This is a genomic window from Novosphingobium endophyticum (assembly GCF_014640675.1).
Taxonomy (GTDB): Bacteria; Pseudomonadota; Alphaproteobacteria; order Sphingomonadales; family Sphingomonadaceae; genus Novosphingobium; species Novosphingobium endophyticum.
The window spans coordinates 51505-72900 of sequence record NZ_BMHK01000008.1; the positions used below are offsets into that span (position 1 = coordinate 51505).

Annotated in this window: 19 protein-coding genes; 16 read left to right on the top strand and 3 right to left on the bottom strand. The window is 64.1% G+C overall.

Features of this window, described 5'->3' with window-relative positions:
• Window positions 1-33: 33 nt before the first annotated feature.
• Window positions 34-555 carry a copper chaperone PCu(A)C gene (locus tag IEX32_RS07870; RefSeq protein WP_188770206.1) on the bottom strand — a complete coding sequence of 174 codons (522 nt, stop codon included), beginning with the start codon at window positions 553-555 and terminating at the stop codon, window positions 34-36.
• A 194-nt stretch (window positions 556-749) separates the two neighbouring features.
• Here IEX32_RS07870 and dnaK point away from each other — a divergent pair, with 194 nt between their 5' ends.
• The gene (gene dnaK, locus IEX32_RS07875; RefSeq protein ID WP_188770208.1) at window positions 750-2666 is read left to right on the top strand and encodes a molecular chaperone DnaK; all 1917 of its coding nucleotides are present in this window, start codon (window positions 750-752) and stop codon (window positions 2664-2666) included.
• A 78-nt stretch (window positions 2667-2744) separates the two neighbouring features.
• Window positions 2745-3872, top strand: coding sequence for a molecular chaperone DnaJ (gene dnaJ, locus IEX32_RS07880; RefSeq protein WP_188770210.1), 1128 nt, complete (start codon window positions 2745-2747; stop codon window positions 3870-3872).
• A gap of 45 nt (window positions 3873-3917) precedes the next feature.
• Here the strand turns inward: dnaJ and IEX32_RS07885 are convergent, their stop codons facing one another.
• Window positions 3918-6227 carry a patatin-like protein gene (locus IEX32_RS07885; protein WP_188770212.1) on the bottom strand — a complete coding sequence of 770 codons (2310 nt, stop codon included), beginning with the start codon at window positions 6225-6227 and terminating at the stop codon, window positions 3918-3920.
• A gap of 155 nt (window positions 6228-6382) precedes the next feature.
• Here IEX32_RS07885 and IEX32_RS07890 point away from each other — a divergent pair, with 155 nt between their 5' ends.
• The 11 genes from IEX32_RS07890 (at window position 6383) to rnr (ending at window position 17302) form a co-directional block, all read left to right on the top strand.
• Window positions 6383-6670: a PNPOx family protein gene (locus IEX32_RS07890; RefSeq protein WP_188770214.1), complete on the top strand. Its 288-nt coding sequence runs from the start codon at window positions 6383-6385 to the stop codon at window positions 6668-6670.
• Window positions 6649-6987, top strand: coding sequence for a PNPOx family protein (locus tag IEX32_RS07895; protein WP_188770368.1), 339 nt, complete (start codon window positions 6649-6651; stop codon window positions 6985-6987). The genes IEX32_RS07890 and IEX32_RS07895 overlap by 22 nt, the downstream gene beginning before the upstream one ends.
• 41 nt (window positions 6988-7028) lie before the next feature.
• A complete protein-coding gene (radA, locus tag IEX32_RS07900; protein WP_188770216.1) occupies window positions 7029-8396 on the top strand; it encodes a DNA repair protein RadA in 1368 nt (455 codons plus the stop codon).
• 12 nt (window positions 8397-8408) lie between these two features.
• Window positions 8409-8936, top strand: a complete 528-nt coding sequence (locus IEX32_RS07905; protein WP_188770219.1) for a CvpA family protein — start codon at window positions 8409-8411, stop codon at window positions 8934-8936.
• A gap of 8 nt (window positions 8937-8944) precedes the next feature.
• Window positions 8945-9364, top strand: a complete 420-nt coding sequence (locus IEX32_RS07910; protein WP_188770221.1) for an iron-sulfur cluster assembly scaffold protein — start codon at window positions 8945-8947, stop codon at window positions 9362-9364.
• 57 nt (window positions 9365-9421) lie between these two features.
• Window positions 9422-11053 (top strand): MFS transporter, encoded by a 1632-nt coding sequence (locus tag IEX32_RS07915; RefSeq protein ID WP_188770224.1) that lies wholly within the window; start codon window positions 9422-9424, stop codon window positions 11051-11053.
• Window positions 11043-12086 (top strand): alanine racemase, encoded by a 1044-nt coding sequence (alr, locus tag IEX32_RS07920; RefSeq protein ID WP_188770370.1) that lies wholly within the window; start codon window positions 11043-11045, stop codon window positions 12084-12086. Before IEX32_RS07915 ends, alr begins: the two co-directional genes overlap by 11 nt.
• A 97-nt stretch (window positions 12087-12183) precedes the next feature.
• Window positions 12184-12741: a polyhydroxyalkanoate synthesis repressor PhaR gene (phaR, locus tag IEX32_RS07925; RefSeq protein WP_188770225.1), complete on the top strand. Its 558-nt coding sequence runs from the start codon at window positions 12184-12186 to the stop codon at window positions 12739-12741.
• Window positions 12742-12841: 100 nt separating this feature from the next.
• On the top strand, window positions 12842-14380 hold the full coding sequence (proS, locus tag IEX32_RS07930; RefSeq protein WP_188770227.1) for a proline--tRNA ligase: 1539 nt from the start codon (window positions 12842-12844) through the stop codon (window positions 14378-14380).
• A gap of 19 nt (window positions 14381-14399) precedes the next feature.
• Window positions 14400-14984 (top strand): DUF805 domain-containing protein, encoded by a 585-nt coding sequence (locus tag IEX32_RS07935; RefSeq protein WP_188770229.1) that lies wholly within the window; start codon window positions 14400-14402, stop codon window positions 14982-14984.
• Between the two features lie 50 nt (window positions 14985-15034).
• Window positions 15035-17302, top strand: a complete 2268-nt coding sequence (gene rnr / locus IEX32_RS07940) for a ribonuclease R (RefSeq protein ID WP_188770231.1) — start codon at window positions 15035-15037, stop codon at window positions 17300-17302.
• Between the two features lie 330 nt (window positions 17303-17632).
• Here the strand turns inward: rnr and IEX32_RS07945 are convergent, their stop codons facing one another.
• Entirely contained in the window at window positions 17633-18088 is a 456-nt protein-coding gene (locus tag IEX32_RS07945) for a universal stress protein (protein WP_188770372.1), read from the bottom strand.
• A gap of 163 nt (window positions 18089-18251) precedes the next feature.
• Here IEX32_RS07945 and IEX32_RS07950 point away from each other — a divergent pair, with 163 nt between their 5' ends.
• The 3 genes from IEX32_RS07950 to lpdA are packed head-to-tail and all read left to right on the top strand — an operon-like array spanning window position 18252 to window position 21383.
• A complete protein-coding gene (locus IEX32_RS07950) occupies window positions 18252-19574 on the top strand; it encodes a pyruvate dehydrogenase complex dihydrolipoamide acetyltransferase (RefSeq protein WP_188770233.1) in 1323 nt (440 codons plus the stop codon).
• Window position 19575: 1 nt separating this feature from the next.
• Complete coding sequence (locus IEX32_RS07955) at window positions 19576-19965, top strand: acyl-CoA thioesterase (RefSeq protein ID WP_188770374.1); 390 nt, start codon at window positions 19576-19578, stop codon at window positions 19963-19965.
• A gap of 2 nt (window positions 19966-19967) precedes the next feature.
• Window positions 19968-21383: a dihydrolipoyl dehydrogenase gene (lpdA, locus tag IEX32_RS07960; protein ID WP_188770235.1), complete on the top strand. Its 1416-nt coding sequence runs from the start codon at window positions 19968-19970 to the stop codon at window positions 21381-21383.
• Window positions 21384-21396 lie beyond the last annotated feature (13 nt).

Consider the following 21396-nt stretch of genomic DNA (forward strand, 5'->3'; position numbering starts at 1 on the left):
CTGGCTCACAGGCTTGCGCTCCGACAGTGGCGATCAGTGGTCCATGCCCGGCATATGCCCGTCACTCGTCCCTGCACCCATCGCCTCGACCTGAAGCGGGATCGAGATCTTGTCTCCGTCCGAGAAGGTCAGCGTCGCCTCGGAATTTCCGCCCGCCGTGAGCTCCCTGCTCAGGCCGAAGGCCATGACGTGCAGGCCGCCAGGCGCGAATTCGATCGCGGTTCCCGGTGCGATCTCGAGCTGATCCACCGGGCTCATGGAGCCGCCCTCGGTCTTGTGCATCTCTGCCTCGCCGGCACCGTCGACGTGAACCCCCACCAGCGTCGCGGCAGCGGAACCGTCGTTTCGCACCGTGAAGTAGACGGCGGAGGGGCGTTCGGCGACGGCCGGCAGGACAAGGCGGCCGCCGGTGGCCGAGAACCCGGGCTTTGCGTCAGGTCCGGTCTGCGCCACCCCGGCCTCTTGCTCTACAGGGGGCTCCGCCTGCTGGCAGGCAGCGAGCGAGACAGCCGCGAGGGCGGCGGACGAAAGGGTCAGCGCACGAAAGATTTTCACTCTAGAATCATCCTTGCCGGAAATCCGCGAAAATTTAGCCGGGGTAATGCCATTGAGACAGTCTTGTTCCAAGAAAAACCGACCCTATATCGCCCCGCGACGACGTGAACGTCATCGAGCCGTGCAAGCCGCCTTGCCTCTTTTCGGGGAGGCGATCCGCATGGTGTCAACCACTGACGTGAGGAATGGGGATAATGGGAAAAGTAATCGGCATCGACCTCGGCACCACCAACAGCTGCGTCGCTGTGATGGACGGCGGCAAGCCCAAGGTCATCGAAAACTCTGAGGGCGCGCGCACGACGCCGTCCATCGTCGCCTTCACCAAGGAAGGCGAACGCCTGATCGGTCAGCCGGCGAAGCGCCAGGCCGTGACCAACGGCGACAACACGATTTTCGCGGTGAAGCGCCTCATCGGCCGCCGCTTTGACGATCCGGTGACCAAGAAGGACACCGAGCTCGTCCCGTATCACATCGTGAAGGGCAAGAACGGCGACGCCTGGGTCCAGGCTGGCGGGGAGGAATACAGCCCCTCGCAGATCTCTGCCTTCACCCTGCAGAAGATGAAGGAAACCGCCGAAGCCTATCTCGGCGAGACGGTCACGCAGGCGGTCATCACGGTGCCCGCATACTTCAACGACGCCCAGCGTCAGGCAACCAAGGACGCCGGTCAGATCGCGGGCCTCGAGGTGCTGCGCATCATCAATGAGCCGACCGCGGCCGCGCTCGCTTATGGTCTGGACAAGCAGGAAGGCAAGACCATCGCGGTCTATGACCTCGGCGGCGGCACCTTCGACGTCTCGATCCTCGAGATCGGCGACGGCGTATTCGAGGTTAAGTCGACCAACGGCGATACCTTCCTCGGCGGCGAGGACTTCGACACCAAGCTCGTCGAGTGGCTGGCCGATCGGTTCAAGGCCAAGGAAAACATGGACCTGCGGACCGACAAGCTCGCTCTGCAGCGCCTCAAAGAAGCAGCCGAGAAGGCGAAGATCGAGCTTTCCTCGACCGCCACGACCGAGATCAACCTGCCCTTCATTACCGCGCGCATGGAAGGCGGCAGCACCACGCCGCTGCACCTCGTGGAAACGGTTACCCGCTCCGACCTTGAGAAGATGGTCGCCGATCTCATCAAGCGCACCATCGAGCCCTGCCGCAAGGCGCTCGCCGACGCCGGCATCTCCGCCTCCGAGATCGACGACGTCGTGCTCGTGGGCGGCATGACCCGCATGCCCAAGGTGCGCGAGACGGTGAAGGAGTTCTTCGGCAAGGAACCGCACACCGGCGTCAACCCGGACGAAGTGGTGGCCATGGGCGCCGCGATTCAGGCCGGCGTGCTGCAGGGCGACGTCAAGGACGTGCTGCTGCTCGACGTGACCCCGCTGTCGCTGGGCATCGAGACGCTGGGCGGCGTGTTCACCCGCATGATCGACCGCAACACCACGATCCCGACCAAGAAGAGCCAGGTCTATTCGACCGCCGAGGACAACCAGCAGGCGGTGACGATCCGCGTGTTCCAGGGCGAGCGCGAGATGGCCGCGGACAACAAGCTGCTCGGCCAGTTCGATCTTGTCGGCATCCCGCCGGCGCGTCGCGGCGTGCCCCAGATCGAAGTGACCTTCGACATCGACGCCAACGGCATCGTCAACGTGTCCGCCAAGGACAAGGGTACCGGCAAGGAGCAGCAGATCCGCATCCAGGCATCGGGCGGCCTGTCCGACGCAGACATCGACCAGATGGTCAAGGATGCCGAGAAGTTCGCTGAAGAGGACAAGAAGCGCCGCGAGGGCGCCGAGGCCCGGAACAACGCCGACAGCCTCGTACACGCGACCGAGCAGCAGCTTGCCGAGCACGGCGAGAAGATCGACGCCTCGCTCAAGTCCGAGGTGGAGGCCGCGATCGCCGCGACCAAGACCGCGATCGAAAGCAACGATACCGCGGAAATCACCGCCAAGTCCCAAGCGCTCACCGAAGTCGCCATGAAGATGGGCCAGGCGATCTACGAGAAGGAACAGGCCGCGGCCGCTTCTCCTGGCGCCGCCGAGGCGCAGCAGGGTGGAGACGAGGACGTGGTCGACGCCGAGTTCTCGGAAGTCGACGAAAACAAGGGCTGAACGTCCTGATGAAGACCGCAGGCGTCACCGGTGCAATTCGCGCCGGTGGCGCCTAGGTTGTCTATGGGGGTTGGATACGTGTCAGCTACCGAACTGGATTTCTACGAACTGCTCGAGGTCGAGCGGGGCGCCGACGACAAGGCCATCAAGTCGGCCTACCGCCGGCTTGCCATGCGTTATCATCCCGACAAGAATCCGGGAGACGCCGAGGCCGAATCGCGCTTCAAGGCGATTAACGCGGCCTATGATTGCCTGAAGGATCCGCAGAAGCGCGCTGCTTATGACCGCTTCGGTCATGCCGCGTTCCAGCAGGGTATGGGCGGCGGCGGCCCCGGCATGGGCGCCGAATTCGGGGACATCGGCGACATCTTCGAATCGATCTTCGGCAGCGCCTTCGGCGGTGGTGCGCGCCAGCAGGCGCGGCGCGGCGCCGACTTGCGCTACGACATGGAGGTGACCCTTGAGGAGGCCTTCCACGGCAAGCAGAGCGATATCACGATAGAAGTCTCGCAGGTCTGCAAGCCTTGCGGCGGCTCCGGGGCCGAGCCGGGCACCGGCAAACGCACCTGCAACATGTGCGCTGGCCACGGCAAGGTCCGTGCGCAGCAGGGGTTCTTCGTCGTGGAGCGCACTTGCCCGACGTGCCACGGCCGGGGCGAAGTGATCGAAAGCCCGTGCCGCGCATGTCGCGGCGAGGGGCGTGTGGACGAGCCGCAGACGCTCACGGTCGATGTCCCGCCGGGCGTGGATTCGGGCACGCGCATCCGCCTTTCCGGCAAGGGCGAGGCCGGTCCCTTCGGCGCGCCGCCGGGCGATCTCTATATCTTCCTGCACGTCAGGCGGCACCATGTGTTCGAACGCGACGGCACCACGCTGATGACGCGCGTGCCGATCACGTTCACGACAGCCGCGCTCGGCGGATTGATCCACATTCCGGGGATCGATGGCGACAAGCTCGCGCTCGATATTCCCGCCGGCATCCAGTCCGGCAAGCAGCTGAGAAAGCGCGGCGCGGGCATGCCGGTGCTGCAGGGCAGGGGCAGGGGCGATCTCGTTATCGAGATTACGGTGGAGACGCCCACCCGGCTCTCCACTCGCCAGAAGGAACTGCTGCAAGAACTGCAGGCGACCGAAACCGGCGATGAATGCCCGCAATCGAAGGGCTTCTTCGATCGCATCAAGGACGCCTGGAACGACCTGACGTAGCGCGCGGTCGGCAAGCCCGAGCAAGTCCGGTTTGTTGACCGCGAGCTACGCGATCTTGCTCCTGATCCGCTCCAACAGCCCGGGATCGGCGCGGAGCCGGTCACGCTCTTCCTCCAGAATCGCGAGGAAGGCTTCCCGTTTGAAGACATCGAGTTCCCGCGCCGGGATTTCGTGGCCGCTTTCCAGTGTCGAGGCAATGAGGTCGATCATGCGCTCGGCCCCGTGAAGCCGGCCCCAGAGATAGTCGTTCTCCCGATAGGCGCGGCTGAAGAAGGCCCCGAAGTTGTAGAATTCCGAACCGCGCAGCATGTCATGTGCCGCGCCCTTGCGGATCGCGTGGCAGTCCTCGGGCGAAATACGATCGACCTTGATCGGATCGAATTCGGTCAGCCCCTCGCCCCGCAGCAGCGGCAGCGTCACCGTATCGTAGAAGGGAAAGCCCAGATAGGTGAGCAGAACCGGCCGGCGCAACGTCGGCGTCATTTGCGCGAACGCCTCGCAGAGCATGAGGTCGACCTGCTCGTCGACCTCGATGAGGGCGCGCCGCTCAGCGATGTAGTCGATGACGGCACCAGGCGCGGCGAAGAAATTGCGGGCGACGGGGACAAAATCCTCGCCCAGGAACGACACCGGCTCACGCTCGAAATAGAGCGCCAGCGCGCGGTAGAAGGCAGCGCGCGCGTCGTCGCGGTCCTGCTCGGTGATGCTTTCGTCCTTTTCCCAGTCCTGCGTCACGCGGCGGGCGAGAAAACGCAGTCGGCGCACGCGGAAGGCGATGTCATGCGTTCGGAAGAACGTGATAATGGCCGCCGTCGCGCCATCGCGCAGCGCCTGCCCACGATCCAGGCCGTTCCGGGCGAGGTGATCGAGCAGTCGCTCGACGATCGGTTCGGTTGAGGACAGTTCCTGCTCGGGCACGGCCTCGTCCACCATTCTCGCCATCGTCGCCAGAACGCCGCTGAACTTGACCTGGGCGTAACCGTGATAGGCGAAGCCCGCCTGCTGTAGCGCGGCCTGCTGTGCCCTCGCGCGCCAGGCGGAAAGGCGCTTGGGGGTAGGCCGGTCGAGGAAGAACGTATTGCCGAACAGCTTTTCGACGGTCTCTTCGACTTCGGGCCGGAGCGCTCGCACGATCTCGCGCAGGTTCGTCCTCTCTCGTGAATCGCGTTCGAGCGCTTCGAGGTTGTCGCGGATGGGCTGCTCGCGCGGGATGGCGGAGAGCGATCCGAAGATCACCGGAAAAAAGCCGGGAGGCCCGGATTCCCGGCCTGCGCGGGCGCCGGTGGGATCGGGCGTGGGATCGATGTAGACGAAGCGCCGGTCGACTTCGCGGGCCGCAGGGCGATCACGCAGCGCGGCCATGGCGTCGGCAAACGGCGCGTTTACCAGCACCGAACCGTCAATCAGGGACACGCTTTCGACATCACCACGCCCGAAATGCTCAGGCATGATTCGTCCCAGGAAGGCGTTCCGGTTTTCCCACGTGCTTCCCGTCTCGGCGACAAGACGGTCGATCTCGCCGATCTGGAGCGGCGGGAAGGCACCAGGAAAACTGGCCGTGGAGCGCGCGGCAAAGACAAGTTCGGGAATAGCGGCAAAGTCGTGCCCGCCTTGCGTGCTCGCCTTCGCGTGGAAGTCGATCGTCAGCCGATGCTCGCTCTCCAGCACGAGTTCGGGCGAATGGAGTCGCAGGGTCTCAAGATGTCCCTTGAAGTCCGTCGCCGTGACGAACAGGTCCAGCGGGTGGTGCTCGGGAAGGAGAGGCTTGCCGGCACTCGAGCCCCTCATCGCGACCATGGCCCGGTTGATGAGGCGGGAAAAGGCGATGCCGCTGAACGGCGGCTCGAACCACCGCGAGCGGATCAGGCGGGAGAGCTTTTCGCGCACTTCATTGCGCGTCTCCGGCGCGACGGATGCGCTCACCGCGTTGCCACGGCGATGCAGCAGGTAATAGACCAGCGGGTTCGCCCAGAACTTCGCGACCCGGGACCAGGGCCGGGCATCGGGATCAAGCAGCACGTCGACGTCGGCGCATTCCAGCCAGAGTTCGGTCAAAGGCTCCAGCGACTGTCCGGAATGGATCGCCTGCGCCAGAAAGACGCTGTTCATGCCCCCGGCACTGGCCCCGGCGACGATGTCGCAAAGCACTCTCAGTTTCAGGTTGCTGCCATGTTCGAGGCGGCGCAGCAGGCGCACGTAAACGGCCTCGCTGCCCTCATCGATCATCTCCCAGGCCCAGAAGCCACGGCTGGCACGCAGCGCCTTCCACAGCTCTTTGGTGACGCCGTGCATGTAGACAGCGAGACTGACGCCGCCGTAACAGATGAGTGCTATCCGCAGTTCTTTCTGCTGCATGCCACTGAAATGACAGAGACTGCGCAGGAGCGCCACACCTATCGTGACCACGATCGAACGGACCGTTCAATCGTGCTGGCAATGTCTGCATCGTTGATTGATACGTCGCAGCGCAATTTGTGGCATGCAGTCCGCCCGCACGGGAGAGAAACCTCATGGCCCAGATCCAGACCGTCAGTCGATTGCGCGAGATAATAGCCGACTACGGTCCTCGCGGCGCCGCCAAGATCCGCGATCGCATCTGCGATCAGGGGAGGGCGTTCATCGACCGCTGTCCTTTCCTTGTGCTCGGAACGATTGGCCCGGCAGGAATTGAACTCAGCCCGAAAGGCGGGGAGCCCGGCTTTGTCCGGCAGGTGGACGATCGCACGTTGCTGCTCCCGAATATGCGGGGAACCACCTTGCGCTCGGCCTCCAGAACATTCTCGCTAACCCCCGGGTAGGGTTGATGCTGGTTCGGCCGGCAACAGATGAAGTGCTCCGGATTTCCGGTCGGGCTACTCTGCATGACGATGCCGATCTGTGCGAACGGCTGTCGGCTGGCGGCAAGCCAGCCGTCCTGGTCGTTCGTGTCGCAATAGAGCGCGCCGCGTTTCATTGCGTCCGATCCGCCCGGCGCGCGAAGCTATGGGATCCGGCGAGCTGGGACGCAACGACCCGAATCTCCTTTGGGCGCATCTATGCCGAAGCACTGGAACAACCGGACCTGCGCGAGCCTTTCGACAGGATTGCTGACGAAAGCGACAGCAAGCTCTATTGAAGGGCTTGCGTTCACAATCTGTTCTCATTACGCGAAAGGCCATGGCAAAGCCGAAGCGCCGTTATGTCTGTCAGAACTGCGGGAGCGTCGCGACCCGCTGGCAGGGGCAGTGCGGAGATTGCGGGGAGTGGAACTCGCTGGTCGAGGATGCGCCGCAGACTGTCTTTTCCGCGAGGCATGACCTGTCGTCCGGAGGGCGGGCCATCGAATTCACGCCGCTCGACAAGCCGGGCGAGCTTCCGGTGCGGCAAGCGAGCGGAATTGCCGAATTCGACCGCGCGCTCGGCGGCGGCCTCGTTCCAGGCTCCGCGATACTCATGGGCGGCGACCCGGGCATCGGCAAGTCGACCCTGCTGCTTCAGGTTTCGGCGCACATTGCCAGGGCGGGCCGCGATGCGGTCTATGTCAGCGGGGAGGAGGCTTCGGGGCAGGTAAGGCTCAGGGCGGAACGTCTGGGGTTGTCGAATGCGCCGATCCGGCTCGCGTCGGCCACGTCGGTACGCGATATCCTGACGACGCTCGGTATGGAAAAGCCGCCCGCGCTGCTCATCATCGATTCGATCCAGACCATGCATTCGGACCAGATCGAGGGCGCGCCGGGGTCGGTGAGCCAGGTGCGTGGATGCGCCTTCGAGCTGATCCGTTACGCCAAGGAGAGCAACGTCACGCTCGTGCTCGTGGGCCACGTCACCAAGGACGGCACCATCGCCGGACCGCGCGTGCTGGAGCACATGGTGGACGTGGTGATGAGCTTCGAGGGCGAGCGCAGCCACCAGTACCGCATTCTGCGCAGCCTCAAGAACCGGTTCGGTCCGGTCGACGAGATCGGGGTGTTCGCGATGGAAGGCGACGGCCTTGCCGAAGTCGGCAATCCCTCGATGCTGTTTCTCTCGGGGCGCGAGGAGCCGATGGCGGGCAGCGCGGTCTTCCCGGCGATGGAGGGAACCCGCCCCGTCCTGGTCGAAATTCAGGCGCTGATCGTCCGCCTCCAGAGCGGCGCGACGCCGCGCCGCGCCGTTGTCGGGTGGGACAATGGCCGCATGGCGATGTTGCTGGCCGTGCTCGAAGCGCGCTGCGGCCTCAATTTCTCCGGTGCGGAAGTCTATCTCAATGTCGCGGGCGGGTATCGCCTGTCCGATCCGGCGGCCGACCTTGCGGTCGCCGCCGCACTCGTCTCGGCCCTTGGTGACAGACCGCTGCCGACCGACGCCGTGTGGTTCGGCGAAGTCTCGCTCGCCGGAGAGATCAGGCCGGTCGCCCATTCATCCATCCGACAGCGGGAATCGGCAAAGCTCGGGTTCGGACGGGCGTTCGGGCCCGCGAACGGTCCCGCCGCGGACAAGGGGATAAGGTTTTCCGGTTTGAGCATGCTTCCCAATCTCGTTGACCGAATTCTGTCGGATGCGTAATTCCTCGGCACCATGAACGGCTTCGATATCGTTGTACTCCTGTTCGTCGGTCTCGGGGCCATTACAGGTTTCATGCGCGGGTTCGTGCAGGAAGTACTGGCGCTGGGCTCGTGGATCTTCGCGATCTTCGCGATCCGCATGCTGCACACGCCGGTGACAGAGGCGCTCGTGCCTTATGTCGGCGCGGGATCGGGCTCCGCCATTCTGGCGTTCGCGCTGCTCCTCCTTGTCCCTTATGCAGCGGTCAAACTTGTGGCGAGCTGGGCCGGAAAGAAAAGCCGGGCCTCGTTGCTGGGGCCGATCGATCGCGTGCTGGGTTTCGGGTTCGGGGCGATCAAGGGTATAATCATCGTCGTACTGGGCTTTTCGGTACTGGTGCTGGGATATGATACGGTGTGGGGCGTTGCCGGCCGGCCCGATTGGATCGTTACGGCACGGACCTATCCGTTCATCGACGCCAGCAGCGAGGCGCTGGTGAAGACGATCAGCGAACGGCGCCGCCAGTTGAACGACGAAGGCGCCGGAAACGAAGAGAACTGAGCAGACACGTGTCGGCAACCGTACTTTATACTCCCGATGTCCTGGCTCTCGCGGTGGAGCTTTCGCGTTTTCCCTGGAAGGAAGACCTGCCGCTGCGGGGCGAGGCGCGCTCCAAATCCTGCGGCAGCACCATCACGCTCGGGCTCGATATCGACGAACGCGGCGTGATTACCGATGTGGCCGTGCGCAGCCAGGCCTGCGCGATAGGGCAGGCGGCAGCGGCGATCTTTGCCCAGGCGGTCATCGGCATGGAAGCATCGAGAGTACGCGCGGCAGGCAAGGCCGTGGCCGATTGGCTCGCGGGTGAAGAAGGTCTGCCGGACTGGCCGGGCCTTGGGCGCATCGCTGCGGCGCGCGACTATCCCGGTCGCCACGGCGCGGTGATCCTGCCGTGGACTGCCGCCATCGGAGTCCTTCCCTCAAGCTGAATGCCGGTCTAAACGGCCGTCCGACGTTCGGAATCGGGCAGGGGGAAAGACGGAATCATGGCCGACGCGCAGCAACATCCGCAGACACCGGAACCGAGCGCTTCGGACATAAAGCTCGTCATCGCGGCGTCCTCGATGGGCACGGTGTTCGAGTGGTACGACTTCTTCATCTATGGAACGCTCGCCGCGATCATCGGCAAGACCTTCTTCCCCTCCGGCAGCGCCACGCTGGAAACGCTGCTCGTCTGGGCCGGTTTCGCGGTCGGCTTTGGCTTCCGGCCCCTGGGGGCGATCCTCTTCGGATACCTGGGCGACAAACTGGGCCGCAAATACACTTTCCTCGTTACCGTCACGCTGATGGGCATCGCCACGGCCGGCGTCGGCATGATCCCCTCTGCAGAGACAATCGGTTATGCGGCACCGGCGATCGTGCTCCTGCTGCGCGTCCTTCAGGGATTGGCGCTCGGCGGCGAGTATGGCGGCGCGGCGATCTATGTCTCCGAACATTCCCCGCCCAGCCGGCGCGGCTTCTTCACCGGATTCATCCAGGCGAGTGTCGTCGGCGGATTCGTGCTCAGCCTCGTTGTCGTGCTCGGCTGCAAGGCGGTGATGAGCGACGAGTTGTGGAACGACTGGGGCTGGCGCGTGCCCTTCCTCCTCAGTATCGCTCTGCTCGGCATCTCGCTGTGGATGCGCCTGAAACTTTCGGAAAGCCCCGTCTTCAAGGCGATGCGCGAAGAGGGTGAGATCGCGGGCAATCCCTTTGTCGAGAGCTTCACCTATCCGGGCAACAAAAAGCGGATCTTCATCGCCCTGTTCGGCGTGGCGGCGGGCCTGACTGTGATCTGGTACACGGCGATGTTCTCGGCGCTGAGCTTCCTCAAGGGCGCGATGCGCATGGAGGCGACGACGGCGGAAATCATCATTGGCATTTCCGCCGCGTTCGGCATGGTCTTCTTCGTGCTGTTCGGCGCCCTGTCTGACCGGATCGGCCGCAAGAAGCCGATCGTCTGGGGCTACGGGCTGACGCTGGTGCTGATGTTCCCGCTGTTCTGGAACATCGGCGCCCACGCCAATCCCGGCCTCAACACCGCCAGCCTTAAAGCCTCCATCTTCGTTTCGGGGCCGGAGTGCAGTTACAACCCGTTCGAGTCTGAGCAGGAGAGCAATTGCGGCAAACTGCTGGGCGACCTGACCGGCGCGGGCATTTCCTACGAACTGACCGAGAGTCCCGAGCTTGAGCTTCGCATAGGCGAGCGGGCCGTGCCGATCGAAAGCTATGACTGGGACGACAAGACAGCCCGCGACGCGCAGCTCAAAGCCTGGCTGACCAATGCGGGTTACGATTTCGACCAAGTCACTCCGACGCTCGGAAACGCCGTGATGATCAGTCTGACGCTGCTCGTATTCATGGCGCTGTCCGGCGCGACCTACGGGCCGGTCGCGGCGCTGTTGTCGGAAATGTTCCCGCCGCGCATCCGCTACAGCTCGATGTCCATTCCCTATCACATCGGCACCGGCTATTTCGGAGGCTTCCTGCCGCTGATCTCAAGCTACATGGTCGCGAGCAGCGGCAATCATTATCAGGGCCTGTGGTACACGTGGGGCGTCGTGGCCTTCGCTCTGATCGTTTCACTGTGGGGTCTGAAGGGCGGCCCGCCGCGCGATTTTGGTGAAGATGCTGCCTGAAGTACCCGAACCGCCGCTGCGGTTGTCGCTTGATCGCGATGCCCTGACGTCCAACTGGCAGGCGCTCGACCGCCTCTCGGGAAAGGCCCGTGCCGGCGCGGCCGTGAAGGCGGACGCTTACGGGCTTGGCGCCCGCCTCGTCGTTCCGTTGCTGCACCAGGCCGGTTGCCGGGATTTCTTCGTCGCGCATTGGACCGAGGCGGCGGAGTTACTGGACCTCGTGCCGGCCCCGTCGATCGCGGTGCTGCACGGACTGCAATCAGCCGCCGATGCAGGCTATGCGATCGCCAGCGGGGTGAAACCGGTCATCAATTCGGCCGCACAGGCCCGGCGCTGGCTGGACGCGGGTGGCGGAGCCTGCGATCTCATGGTCGATACGGGCATCAACCGGCTCGGCGTGCCGATGAGCGAAATCGGTGACGAGGTGTTTGCGCGCCTCCGGGTCGATGTCCTGCATTCCCACCTCATCGCGGCGGAGGAGGACAGCCCGAACAATGCCCGCCAATGCCGCAAGTGGCGTGAGGCGCGCGCAGCAATTGCGCACACTCGCGCCAGCCTGGCCAACAGCGCCGGAATCGCGCTGGGCAGCGACTATCATGGCGATCTGACCCGGCCGGGCATTGCGCTTTATGGCGGCGTTCCGCGTGCCGATATGGCGCACCTGATCCGTCAGGTGGTGAGCCCGCAGGCGATGATCATGCAGGTCCGCGATGTGGAGGCCGGCGAAGGCATCGGCTATAACGCGACCTTCACCGCGCCCGCGCGCATGCGCGTCGGCACGATCTCGCTCGGTTATGCGGATGGCTACCTGCGCTGCTGGTCGGGCAAGGGCACGTTCCGCGCTGGAGGGTATGAACTGCCCGTGCTGGGCCGGGTGAGCATGGACATGACGGTCGTGGACTTGAGCAATGCGCCCGGTCTCGGTGAAGGCGACTGGGTGACGGCGGATTACGCACTCGCGGAAGCGGCCACTGCGTCCGGCCTGTCTCAGTACGAGCTGCTGACCTTGCTTGGCGGCCGTTTCAGCCGCTGATCCCCGGCCCGCATCGACTTTTGCTGCGCAGCAATTTGTGTTGCGTTGCGATAATGCGGAGTGGTACCATACGCCCTGCTTGGACTGGGGATTGGTCATGCCTGAAACAACGTCGAACGACGACGACACCGTCATCATCAAGAAGTACGCCAACCGGCGGCTCTACAATACGCGCTCGTCGAGCTACATCACGCTCGATCATCTGGGGAAGATGACCCGCGAAGGCGTGAACTACAAAGTGCTGGACGCAAAGACCGGTACCGACATTACGCACACGATCCTGACGCAGATCATCATGGAAGAGGAATCCAACGGCGAGCAGATGCTGCCGGTGAGTTTCCTGCGCGAACTGATCAGCATGTACGGCAATTCGATGCAGTCGCTGATCCCGCACTACCTTGAGGCGTCGATGGCAAACTTCCGCGCCAACCAGACGAAGCTCGCCAAGACGTTCGGAGACAGCCTGGGCAACAATCCGCTTGCCAAGCTGGCCGAACAGAACATCGCGATGTTCAAGGCCGCCGCCTCCGCTTTCATGCCCGGCGCCGACAAGAACGAGGCCAAGCCGTCATCGCCGACCGAGAGCGACGACCTTTCCGCGCTGCGCGAACAGATGGCCGAAATGCAGAAGAGGCTTGACGCGCTGGGCAAATAAGGGCCAGCGGGTGCGAACCAGCGGCGGCTCAACCGGCCGCCGTTTCGGATAGTGCGGCGGATGGTCCGCCGCATTGCACCATGTCAGGAAGATCGCACCCTTGTCCGCCATTCGCCACGCCCTCTCGACAAGCCGCGAGGACGATTTCGCCCAGTGGTACCAGGAAGTCATTTCCGAGGCCGAGATGGCCGAGGAATCAGGCGTCCGGGGCTGCATGGTCATCAAGCCCTGGGGCTATGGCATCTGGGAGCGTATCCAGCGTCTGATGGATGACCGGATCAAGGCCGCGGGCGTTTCGAACTGCTATTTCCCGCTGTTCATTCCGCTTTCCTACTTCGCCAAGGAAGCCGAGCACGTCGAAGGCTTCGCGAAGGAAATGGCGGTCGTCACGCACCACCGGCTCATCGCCGACGGCAAGGGCGGGCTGATACCCGACCCCGAAGCGAAGCTGGAAGAGCCGCTGATCGTGCGCCCCACCTCCGAGACGGTGATCGGCGCCGCCATGTCACGCTGGATCCAGTCCTGGCGCGACCTGCCGCTGCTCACCAACCAGTGGGCCAATGTCGTGCGCTGGGAAATGCGCACGCGGATGTTCCTGCGCACCAGCGAGTTCCTCTGGCAGGAGGGGCACACCGCCCATGCCGACCGCGACGATGCGATGAACGAGACGCTGCGCGCGCTCGAAATGTACCGCGGCTTTGCCGAACAGGTGCTGGCGATGCCGGTGATCGCGGGTGAAAAGCCGGAGAACGAGCGGTTCCCCGGCGCGGTCGCGACCTATTCGATCGAAGCGATGATGCAGGACGGAAAGGCGCTCCAGGCCGGCACGTCGCATTACCTCGGAACCGGCTTCGCCGAAGCTTCGGGCATCCAGTACCAGGACCGGGAAGGCACGCAGCAATATGCGCACACCACCAGTTGGGGCGTCTCTACGCGGCTGATCGGCGGCCTGATCATGACTCACGGCGACGACGACGGCCTGCGCGTGCCGCCGGCGGTCGCGCCGCACCAAATCGTGATCCTGCCGATGCTGCGCGAGAACGACGAGGACGAGGCTCTGCTGGCCTATTGCGAAGAGCTGCACGCGGCAATTGCTGCGCAGCATGCGCTGGGCGAACCGATCCGCGTCCTGCTCGACAAGCGGCCCGGCAAGGCCACGCAGAAGCGCTGGGCCTGGGTCAAGAAGGGCGCGCCGCTGATCCTCGAGATCGGCGGGCGCGATGCCGCTGGTGGACAGGTTTCCATGCTGCGCCGCGACCGGCTCTGGAACGACAAGGCCAAGGCGAACATTCAGGCAATGCCCAGGGAAGACTTCATCGCCCGCGCCGCCGCGGAACTGGGAGACATCCAGTCCTCGCTCTTCACCGAAGCCGAGGCGAAGCGGGACGCAAACATTGCCCGTGCCTCCAGCTTCGCTGAGGTCGAGGCGTTCTTCTCCGAGGACAAGCGCTATCCGGGCTGGGTGGAAGTCGAATGGGCGCGGCCGACCGGGGCCGAACTGGAACAGGTCGTGCAGAAGCTCAAGGCGCTCAAGCTGACCATGCGCAACATCCCGCTCGATGCCGAGCCGGTGGACGGTGACTGTATTTTCACAGGACGCCCCGCCGTTGAAAGGATATACGTCGCAAGGGCTTACTGAAACGCAGGAGAAACACTGCATGCTGGGCGCGATCAGGCATAATCTCGGCAATCTGACAAACTTCGCGGGACGCGACGGGCGGTCCACGTTCTGGTTCTACGTCCTGTTCATTGTGATCGTGCAGTTCGTGGCCGGCTTGCTGATCTCGTTGCCCATGATGGGCGGAGTAGCGCGCGATGCGTTCGACGCCGTGCGTCAGGGCGCATCGGAGGCCGAGCTTCAGAAACAGATGTTCGCGACCATGAGTGGAACGATGCGCACGACGATGATCCTTTCGATGGCCGTGGCCCTGATTTGCGCGCTTGGCCTCGTCGCCGCATTTGTGCGGCGCCTGCACGATTCCAACCGGCCGGGCTGGATCGCGGCTATTCCGTTCCTGCTCGTGCTGGCCGCGCAATCGATCTCCATGGCGAACATGGACGCGGTGTTTGAGGCGATGGCGAGCATGGATGCATCCAATCCGGCGGCGGCTCTGGAGGCTCAGCAGCCGCTGCTTGCGGCCAGCGCCCTATCCTGGATCGGGTATCTGATCGTCATCGTCTTCGGCGTCTGGCCTTCGAGCGACGGCGACAATCGCTACGGACCCGAGCCGGACCACCTCTGACGCCCCGCGCGCCATTGCAATAAGGCGCGTTCGGCCCCATTGCAGGGGCCATGCCTCCCAAGAACCGGCCCGCGCCCGGCCTGCCGACGCGCAAGCAGATCCTCGACTTCATCCAGAACTCGCCGGAACCCGCCGGCAAGCGCGAGATCGCGCGCGAGTTCGCCCTGAAAGGGCAGGAAAAAATCCAGCTAAAAGCCCTGCTCAAGGACATGGCCGAGGAAGGCCTGATCGACGGCAAGCGCACCGCATTCCACAAGATGGGCGGCCTGCCCAAGGTCACGGTGCTGCGGGTCATCGAGATCGATGAGGGCGAGGCGATCGCCGTTCCGGACACCTGGCAGCCCGACGATGCCACGCCGCCGCCGCGCATCCGGCTTGTCGAGAAGGGCCGGGGCAGTGCTCTCAAGAAGGGAGACCGCGTGCTTTCGCGGACCGAGGAGAGCAATACCGGTTGGCGCGCGTGGCCGATGAAAAAGCTGACGCTGCGCTCCGAACAGCTCCTCGGCGTGGTGGAGGTCGACGGCGCGGGCAAACCCTGGCTGGCCCCGGTCGACAAGCGCATCCGCAATTCCTCGCCGATTTCCGATCTTGGAGGGGCCGAGGCCGGCGAACTGGTGCTGGCCGAACCGATCGGCCGATCAGCGCGGGCTTCGGTCAAGGTTACCGAAGTGCTGGGGGAACCGCTCGCGCCCAAGGCCTTCAGCCTGATCGCCATCCACAAGCACGGCATTCCCAACGTCTTCTCCGAAGAGACGCTCGACGAGGCCGAGCGTGCCGCGAAGCTTCCGCTCAGCGCGGACAAGCGCGAGGATCTGCGGCACTTGCCCATCGTCGCGATCGACCCGTCGGATGCGCGTGACCATGACGATGCGATCTGGGCCGAGCCGGACGGGGAAGGGGGCTTCAAGGCGCTCGTCGCGATTGCGGACGTCTCGTTCTACGTTCGTCCCGGCGGAGCGATCGACAGCGAGGCACGTCGACGCGGCAATTCGGTCTATTTCCCCGACCGCGTGGTGCCGATGCTGCCCGAAGTACTCAGCGCGGACGTCTGCTCGCTGCGCGCCGGCGAGGACCGGGCGGCCATGGCCTGTCATCTGCGTATAGACGGCGAGGGGAGGGTAACGGACTGGCGCTTCACCCGGGCGATCGTGCGGATTTCGGAAGTGATCGCGTATGAGGATGCCCAGGCGCGGATAGACGCTGGCGGCGAAGCCTCCTCCATCGACGGTCTCCGGAACCTGTGGGCTTGCTGGAAAGCTCTCGCCGCCGCGCGTTACAAGCGCGATCCTCTGGAACTGGAGCTGCCCGAACGGCGCGTGAAGCTAGACGATCAAGGACGCATCACCGAAATCGCGATCCGCGAACGGCTCGACGCGCACCGCGTGGTCGAGGATTTCATGATCGCCGCCAATGTCGCCGCCGCCAAGGCGCTGGAAGCGAAAGTCGCGCCGGTCGTCTACCGCGTCCATGAGACACCGAGCCGGGAGAAACTGGTCGCGCTGAAGGACTACCTCGCCACGTTCGGAAAGAAGCTGGCTCTGGGGCAGGTCATCACGCCGGGCCTGTTCAACCGCATGCTCAAGGACATCGCCGACGAGTCGGAAAAGGCGCTCATCATGGAAGCCGTGCTGCGCAGCCAGACGCAGGCCTACTACGGCCCGCGCAACGAGGGGCACTTCGGCCTCGCTCTAGGCTCTTACGCGCACTTCACCTCGCCGATCCGACGCTATGCCGACCTGCTGGTCCACCGCGCGCTCGTCGATGCCTATGGGCTCGAGCAGCCGAAACCCACAGGCGACATCCCGCCCGCATCAGGCCTTTCCGAACGCGACCGGGATGATCTCGGCCGCATCAGCGAGGCCATTTCGTCGGCCGAGCGCCGGGCGATGGAAGCCGAGCGCGAAACGATCGACCGCTACGTCGCGGCATGGCTGTCCTCACGCGTCGGGGAGGTGTTCGAAACGCGCATCACCGGCGTGCAGAAGTTCGGCTTTTTCGCGACCATCATCGCTCTTGGCGGCGACGGCCTGGTGCCGGTCTCCACGCTGGGCGACGAGCGCTTTGCCTACGATGAAAAGGCGCATGTCCTCGAAGGGGAAGACAGCGGCACCAGCTATGCGATCGGCCAGATTCTGCGCCTGCGTCTGGCAGAGGCCAACCCGCTCACCGGCGCGCTGAAGTTCGAGCTGGAGGAGGGCGGCTCCGGCCGCGTCGAACCGCGCGGCAAACCAGTCCCCCTGAAAAAGCGCGGCAAGCATCTCGCCGGAAAACGCGGGCGTCCCGTGAACATCCGCCATCAGGGCAGGAAAAAACGGTAGGCCAGCTCAATCGTTCCGCGACAGGAACGGTACAAGCGGCTGGACCGCGTGGACAAATTCGGCACGGCGCTCATCGGTAGCATTTTCAGGGTGTTGATCCGAAAGCGGGCTTACCGGACCCGCCAAATTGCGGACGTTGCGTAAAAAGCCCACCCCCAACCCCTCCCGCCTGCGGGAAGGGTGCGAGACTTGGCGAGCCGTCAGGCGAGCGTAGCCGCAGCCGGGTGGGCATCCGCAACGACCGCTCCCCCCAACCTTTCGGTCATTCGGTCAACCAAGTTGTCATCTTGATAGCGCACGATCCTTGACGTCGGAATCTGTCCGCGCCGCCTAGCTCAGGCGTTCGATCGCAGCCGGGTCCAGCGTGCCGGGGATCACGAAGACGGGGCAGGACATCTGACCGATACCCGCACCGGTGAAGTGCGCGACCAGCGGTCCCGGTCCTCCTTCCTTCGCGGCGCCGAGCACGAGCGCCGAAACCTCCGGATGCTCCTTCAGGTACTGGCGCACCACCTTCACGTCTTCGCCCATTCTTACGGCGATCACCGGCATTTTCGCGCCCTGGGACAGAAGATTGCCCGCGGCGGCCGTGACCAGGGTTTCGGCCCGTGCGCGGGCCTCTTCCTCGATCGTGGCTTGCACGCCGGCGAAGGCATTGAAAGGCTGGGACGGCACCAGTGCCAGCAGGTGCAGCGACCCGCCGGTCTTGGCGGCGCGACGTGCGGCGAACTGCAGGGCAACCAGCGCTTCCTCGGTTTCATCGACGATTACTAGATAGACGCGCATCATGTTCCTCTCGTCGGCGGCTTATCGGGCCATTCGATGGCCGGCGCAAGCATCGGGAATGCGAAAAAGGGACGCCAAGGCGCTTGTCTGGCGGCTTCAAGTTGTTCAAGGAGAGGGCGATCCAAAAACCTCCCCCACGATAGCAAGGGACCATAACACTTCCATGCCCATCGAGATCAAGATGCCCGCGCTTTCCCCAACCATGGAAGAAGGGAAGCTGGCGAAATGGCTGGTGAAGGAAGGTGATGCCGTCAGTTCCGGCGACATCATGGCCGAGATCGAGACGGACAAGGCGACGATGGAATTCGAAGCCGTCGACGAGGGGACCATCGGAAAGATCACTGTTTCCGAAGGGACCGAGGGCGTGAAAGTTGGCACCGTAATCGCGTTGCTCGCCGGCGAGGACGAAGATGCCTCGGTCGTCGCGGAAACCTCCGCCCCCGAAAAGCCCAAAGCCGAGGCGCCGAAACCCGAGAAAGCCGCCGAGGAATCCAAGGCTCCCAAATCCGCGCCGGCACCTGCTCCGGCCGCTCCACAAACCACAAGCTCGAAGGAAGGCCGCGTGATTGCATCTCCGCTTGCCAAGCGCCTCGCCGCCGCAAAGGGCGTCGATATTGAAGGCCTGACCGGATCGGGTCCGGGCGGCCGCATCGTCAAGGCCGACGTCGAGGCCGCCCAACCCGGCACCGCGAAACCGAAGGCCGCCGCTCCCGTGGCCGCCAATGACGCAGCGCCGGCCAAGCCCGCCACGGTCGAAATGGCGGACGAAACCCGCGCGCTGCTGGACGATCGCATTCCGCACACGGTCGAAAAGCTTTCGGGCATGCGCAAGACCATCGCCCGCCGCCTCACCCAGTCGATGCAGGAAGCACCGCACATCTACCTCACGGTGGACGTCCGGCTCGACAAGCTGATGTCGATGCGCGCCGAACTCAACGCCGCGCTTGCAAAGCAGGGCGTGAAGGTCTCGGTCAACGACATGCTGATCAAGGCGTTGGGCAAGGCGCTGATCGACGTGCCGGATTGCAACGTGACTTTCGCCGGGAACGAGCTGATCCGGTACGAACGTGCCGACGTTTCCGTCGCGGTTTCGATCCCGAACGGGCTGATCACGCCGATCGTGCAGGATGCGAACGGCAAGTCCTTGTCGCAGATCGCGAATGCCACCAAGGACCTTGGCAAGCGCGCCAAGGAAGGCAAGCTCAAGCCGGAAGAATACCAGGGCGGCACCGCCTCCATCTCCAATATGGGCATGATGGGGATCAAACAGTTCACCGCGGTCATCAATCCACCGCAGTCGACCATCCTCGCCATTGGCGCGGGCGAAAAGCGTCCCTGGGTCATGCCGGACGGCTCGCTGGGCGTGGCGACGGTCATGAGCGCGACCGGCAGCTTCGATCACCGCGCGGTGGACGGTGCAGACGGCGCGCGGCTGATGGCAGCGTTCAAGGAATACGTGGAGAGCCCGCTGGGTATGGTTGCCTGAGATGATTGCGGGCGCGGGGGAGCTTGTCACGCGTGTGACGGCGATGCCGGCTGACCTCAATCCTTACGGCGGCGTCTTCGGCGGTTGGTTGATGAGCCAGCTTGCCCTTGGCGCCAGTTCGCTGGCGACGCGGCGCACCGGTCGAAAGGCGATCCTCGTCGGCGCCACCAATTTCTCGTTTCCCGATGCCATGGCTGTCGGGGGCGAACTTTCGGTCTACGCCGCGATAAAGCGCGTGGGCCGCACCTCTGTTCTCATTGCCGCGCAAGGTATCGGTCGCGCGCGCAGCAGCGAGGACCGAATCGAAGTTGCCCGGGGCCACTTCACGTTCGTGGCGTTGGATGAAAATGACCGTCCCTGTGCGGTCCAATTAAGAGATTTGATGGAGTAAGCATGTCCGAACAATACGACGTCATCGTTCTCGGTTCCGGCCCCGGCGGCTACGTCTCGGCTATCCGCTGTGCACAGCTTGGCCTGAAGACGGCCATCGTCGAGCGCGAGCTGCTGGGCGGCATCTGTCTCAACTGGGGCTGCATCCCGACCAAGGCGCTGCTGCGTTCGGGCGAGATGTTCCACCAGATGAAGCACGCCAAGGACTATGGCCTGGCGGCCGAGAACATCACGGCCGACCTCGACGCCGTGGTCAAGCGTTCGCGCGGGGTCGCATCGCAGCTCAACAAGGGCGTGACGCACCTGATGAAGAAGAACAAGATCGCCGTGCACATGGGCACCGGCAAGCTCGTCGCGCCGGGCAAGTTGGAAGTCGTGGGCGAGAAGGGCACCGAGACGCTCGAGGCCAAGCATATCATCATCGCCACCGGCGCCCGCGCGCGTGACCTGCCCAAGGCCAAGGCTGACGGCGAGCGGATCTGGACCTACCGCCACGCGATGACGCCCAAGGAAATGCCGAGCAAGCTGCTGGTCATCGGCTCGGGCGCGATTGGCATCGAGTTCGCCAGCTTCTACAACGACATGGGCGCGGACGTGACCGTGGTGGAGATGCTGAACCGCATCGTTCCGGTGGAAGACGCCGATGTTTCCACCTTCCTCGAAAAGGCGCTCACGAAGCAGGGCATGAAGATCATGACCAGCGCCAACATCGGGACGATCGAAGCGGCCAAGTCCGGCGTGAAGGTCGCGATCAAGGACAAGGGCGGCAAGGAAGAAACCACCGAGTTCAGCCACGTCATCGTCGCCATCGGTATCGTGCCGAATGTCGAGAACATCGGCCTGGAAGATCTCGGCATCGAGCCGGACAAGCGCTTCCACATCAAGGTGGACGGCTATGGCCGCACCAACGTCAAGGGCGTCTGGGCCATCGGCGACTGCGTCGAAGGCCCGTGGCTGGCGCACAAGGCGAGCCACGAAGGCGTCACTGCCGCAGAGGCCATTGCGAAGGAGATGGGCAACAAGGACGTCCACCCGCATCCGCTGGACCGCAACAACATCCCCGGCTGCACCTACTGCCACCCGCAGATCGCCTCCGTCGGCATGACCGAGGCCAAGGCGAAGGAAGCCGGGTTCGAGGTCAAGGTCGGCAATTTCCCGTTCATCGGCAACGGCAAGGCCATTGCCCTGGGCGAGCCGGAAGGCTTCATCAAGACCGTGTTCGACGCCAAGACCGGCGAACTGCTCGGCGCGCACATGATCGGTGCTGAAGTGACCGAACTGATCCAGGGCTATGTCGTGGGCAAGACGCTGGAAACCACCGAGGCCGAACTGATGAACACTGTATTCCCGCACCCGACGCTCTCGGAAATGATGCACGAATCGACGCTTGCCGCTTACGGGCGCGCCTTGCACATCTGACGGCTGCCGCGGG

What these genes read in the sequence shown, in the direction of transcription:
- IEX32_RS07885 (WP_188770212.1), bottom strand. Translation starts at nt 6,227, where the DNA reads ATGCAGCAGAAAGAACTGCGGATAGCACTCATCTGTTACGGCGGCGTC.
- IEX32_RS07945 (WP_188770372.1), bottom strand. Translation starts at nt 18,088, where the DNA reads ATGCGCGTCTATCTAGTAATCGTCGATGAAACCGAGGAAGCGCTGGTT.
- IEX32_RS07890 (WP_188770214.1), top strand. Translation starts at nt 6,383, where the DNA reads ATGGCCCAGATCCAGACCGTCAGTCGATTGCGCGAGATAATAGCCGAC.
- IEX32_RS07905 (WP_188770219.1), top strand. Translation starts at nt 8,409, where the DNA reads ATGAACGGCTTCGATATCGTTGTACTCCTGTTCGTCGGTCTCGGGGCC.
- radA (WP_188770216.1), top strand. Translation starts at nt 7,029, where the DNA reads ATGGCAAAGCCGAAGCGCCGTTATGTCTGTCAGAACTGCGGGAGCGTC.
- dnaK (WP_188770208.1), top strand. Translation starts at nt 750, where the DNA reads ATGGGAAAAGTAATCGGCATCGACCTCGGCACCACCAACAGCTGCGTC.
- IEX32_RS07915 (WP_188770224.1), top strand. Translation starts at nt 9,422, where the DNA reads ATGGCCGACGCGCAGCAACATCCGCAGACACCGGAACCGAGCGCTTCG.
- IEX32_RS07935 (WP_188770229.1), top strand. Translation starts at nt 14,400, where the DNA reads ATGCTGGGCGCGATCAGGCATAATCTCGGCAATCTGACAAACTTCGCG.
- IEX32_RS07950 (WP_188770233.1), top strand. Translation starts at nt 18,252, where the DNA reads ATGCCCATCGAGATCAAGATGCCCGCGCTTTCCCCAACCATGGAAGAA.
- phaR (WP_188770225.1), top strand. Translation starts at nt 12,184, where the DNA reads ATGCCTGAAACAACGTCGAACGACGACGACACCGTCATCATCAAGAAG.
- lpdA (WP_188770235.1), top strand. Translation starts at nt 19,968, where the DNA reads ATGTCCGAACAATACGACGTCATCGTTCTCGGTTCCGGCCCCGGCGGC.
- alr (WP_188770370.1), top strand. Translation starts at nt 11,043, where the DNA reads ATGCTGCCTGAAGTACCCGAACCGCCGCTGCGGTTGTCGCTTGATCGC.
- rnr (WP_188770231.1), top strand. Translation starts at nt 15,035, where the DNA reads ATGCCTCCCAAGAACCGGCCCGCGCCCGGCCTGCCGACGCGCAAGCAG.
- IEX32_RS07955 (WP_188770374.1), top strand. Translation starts at nt 19,576, where the DNA reads ATGATTGCGGGCGCGGGGGAGCTTGTCACGCGTGTGACGGCGATGCCG.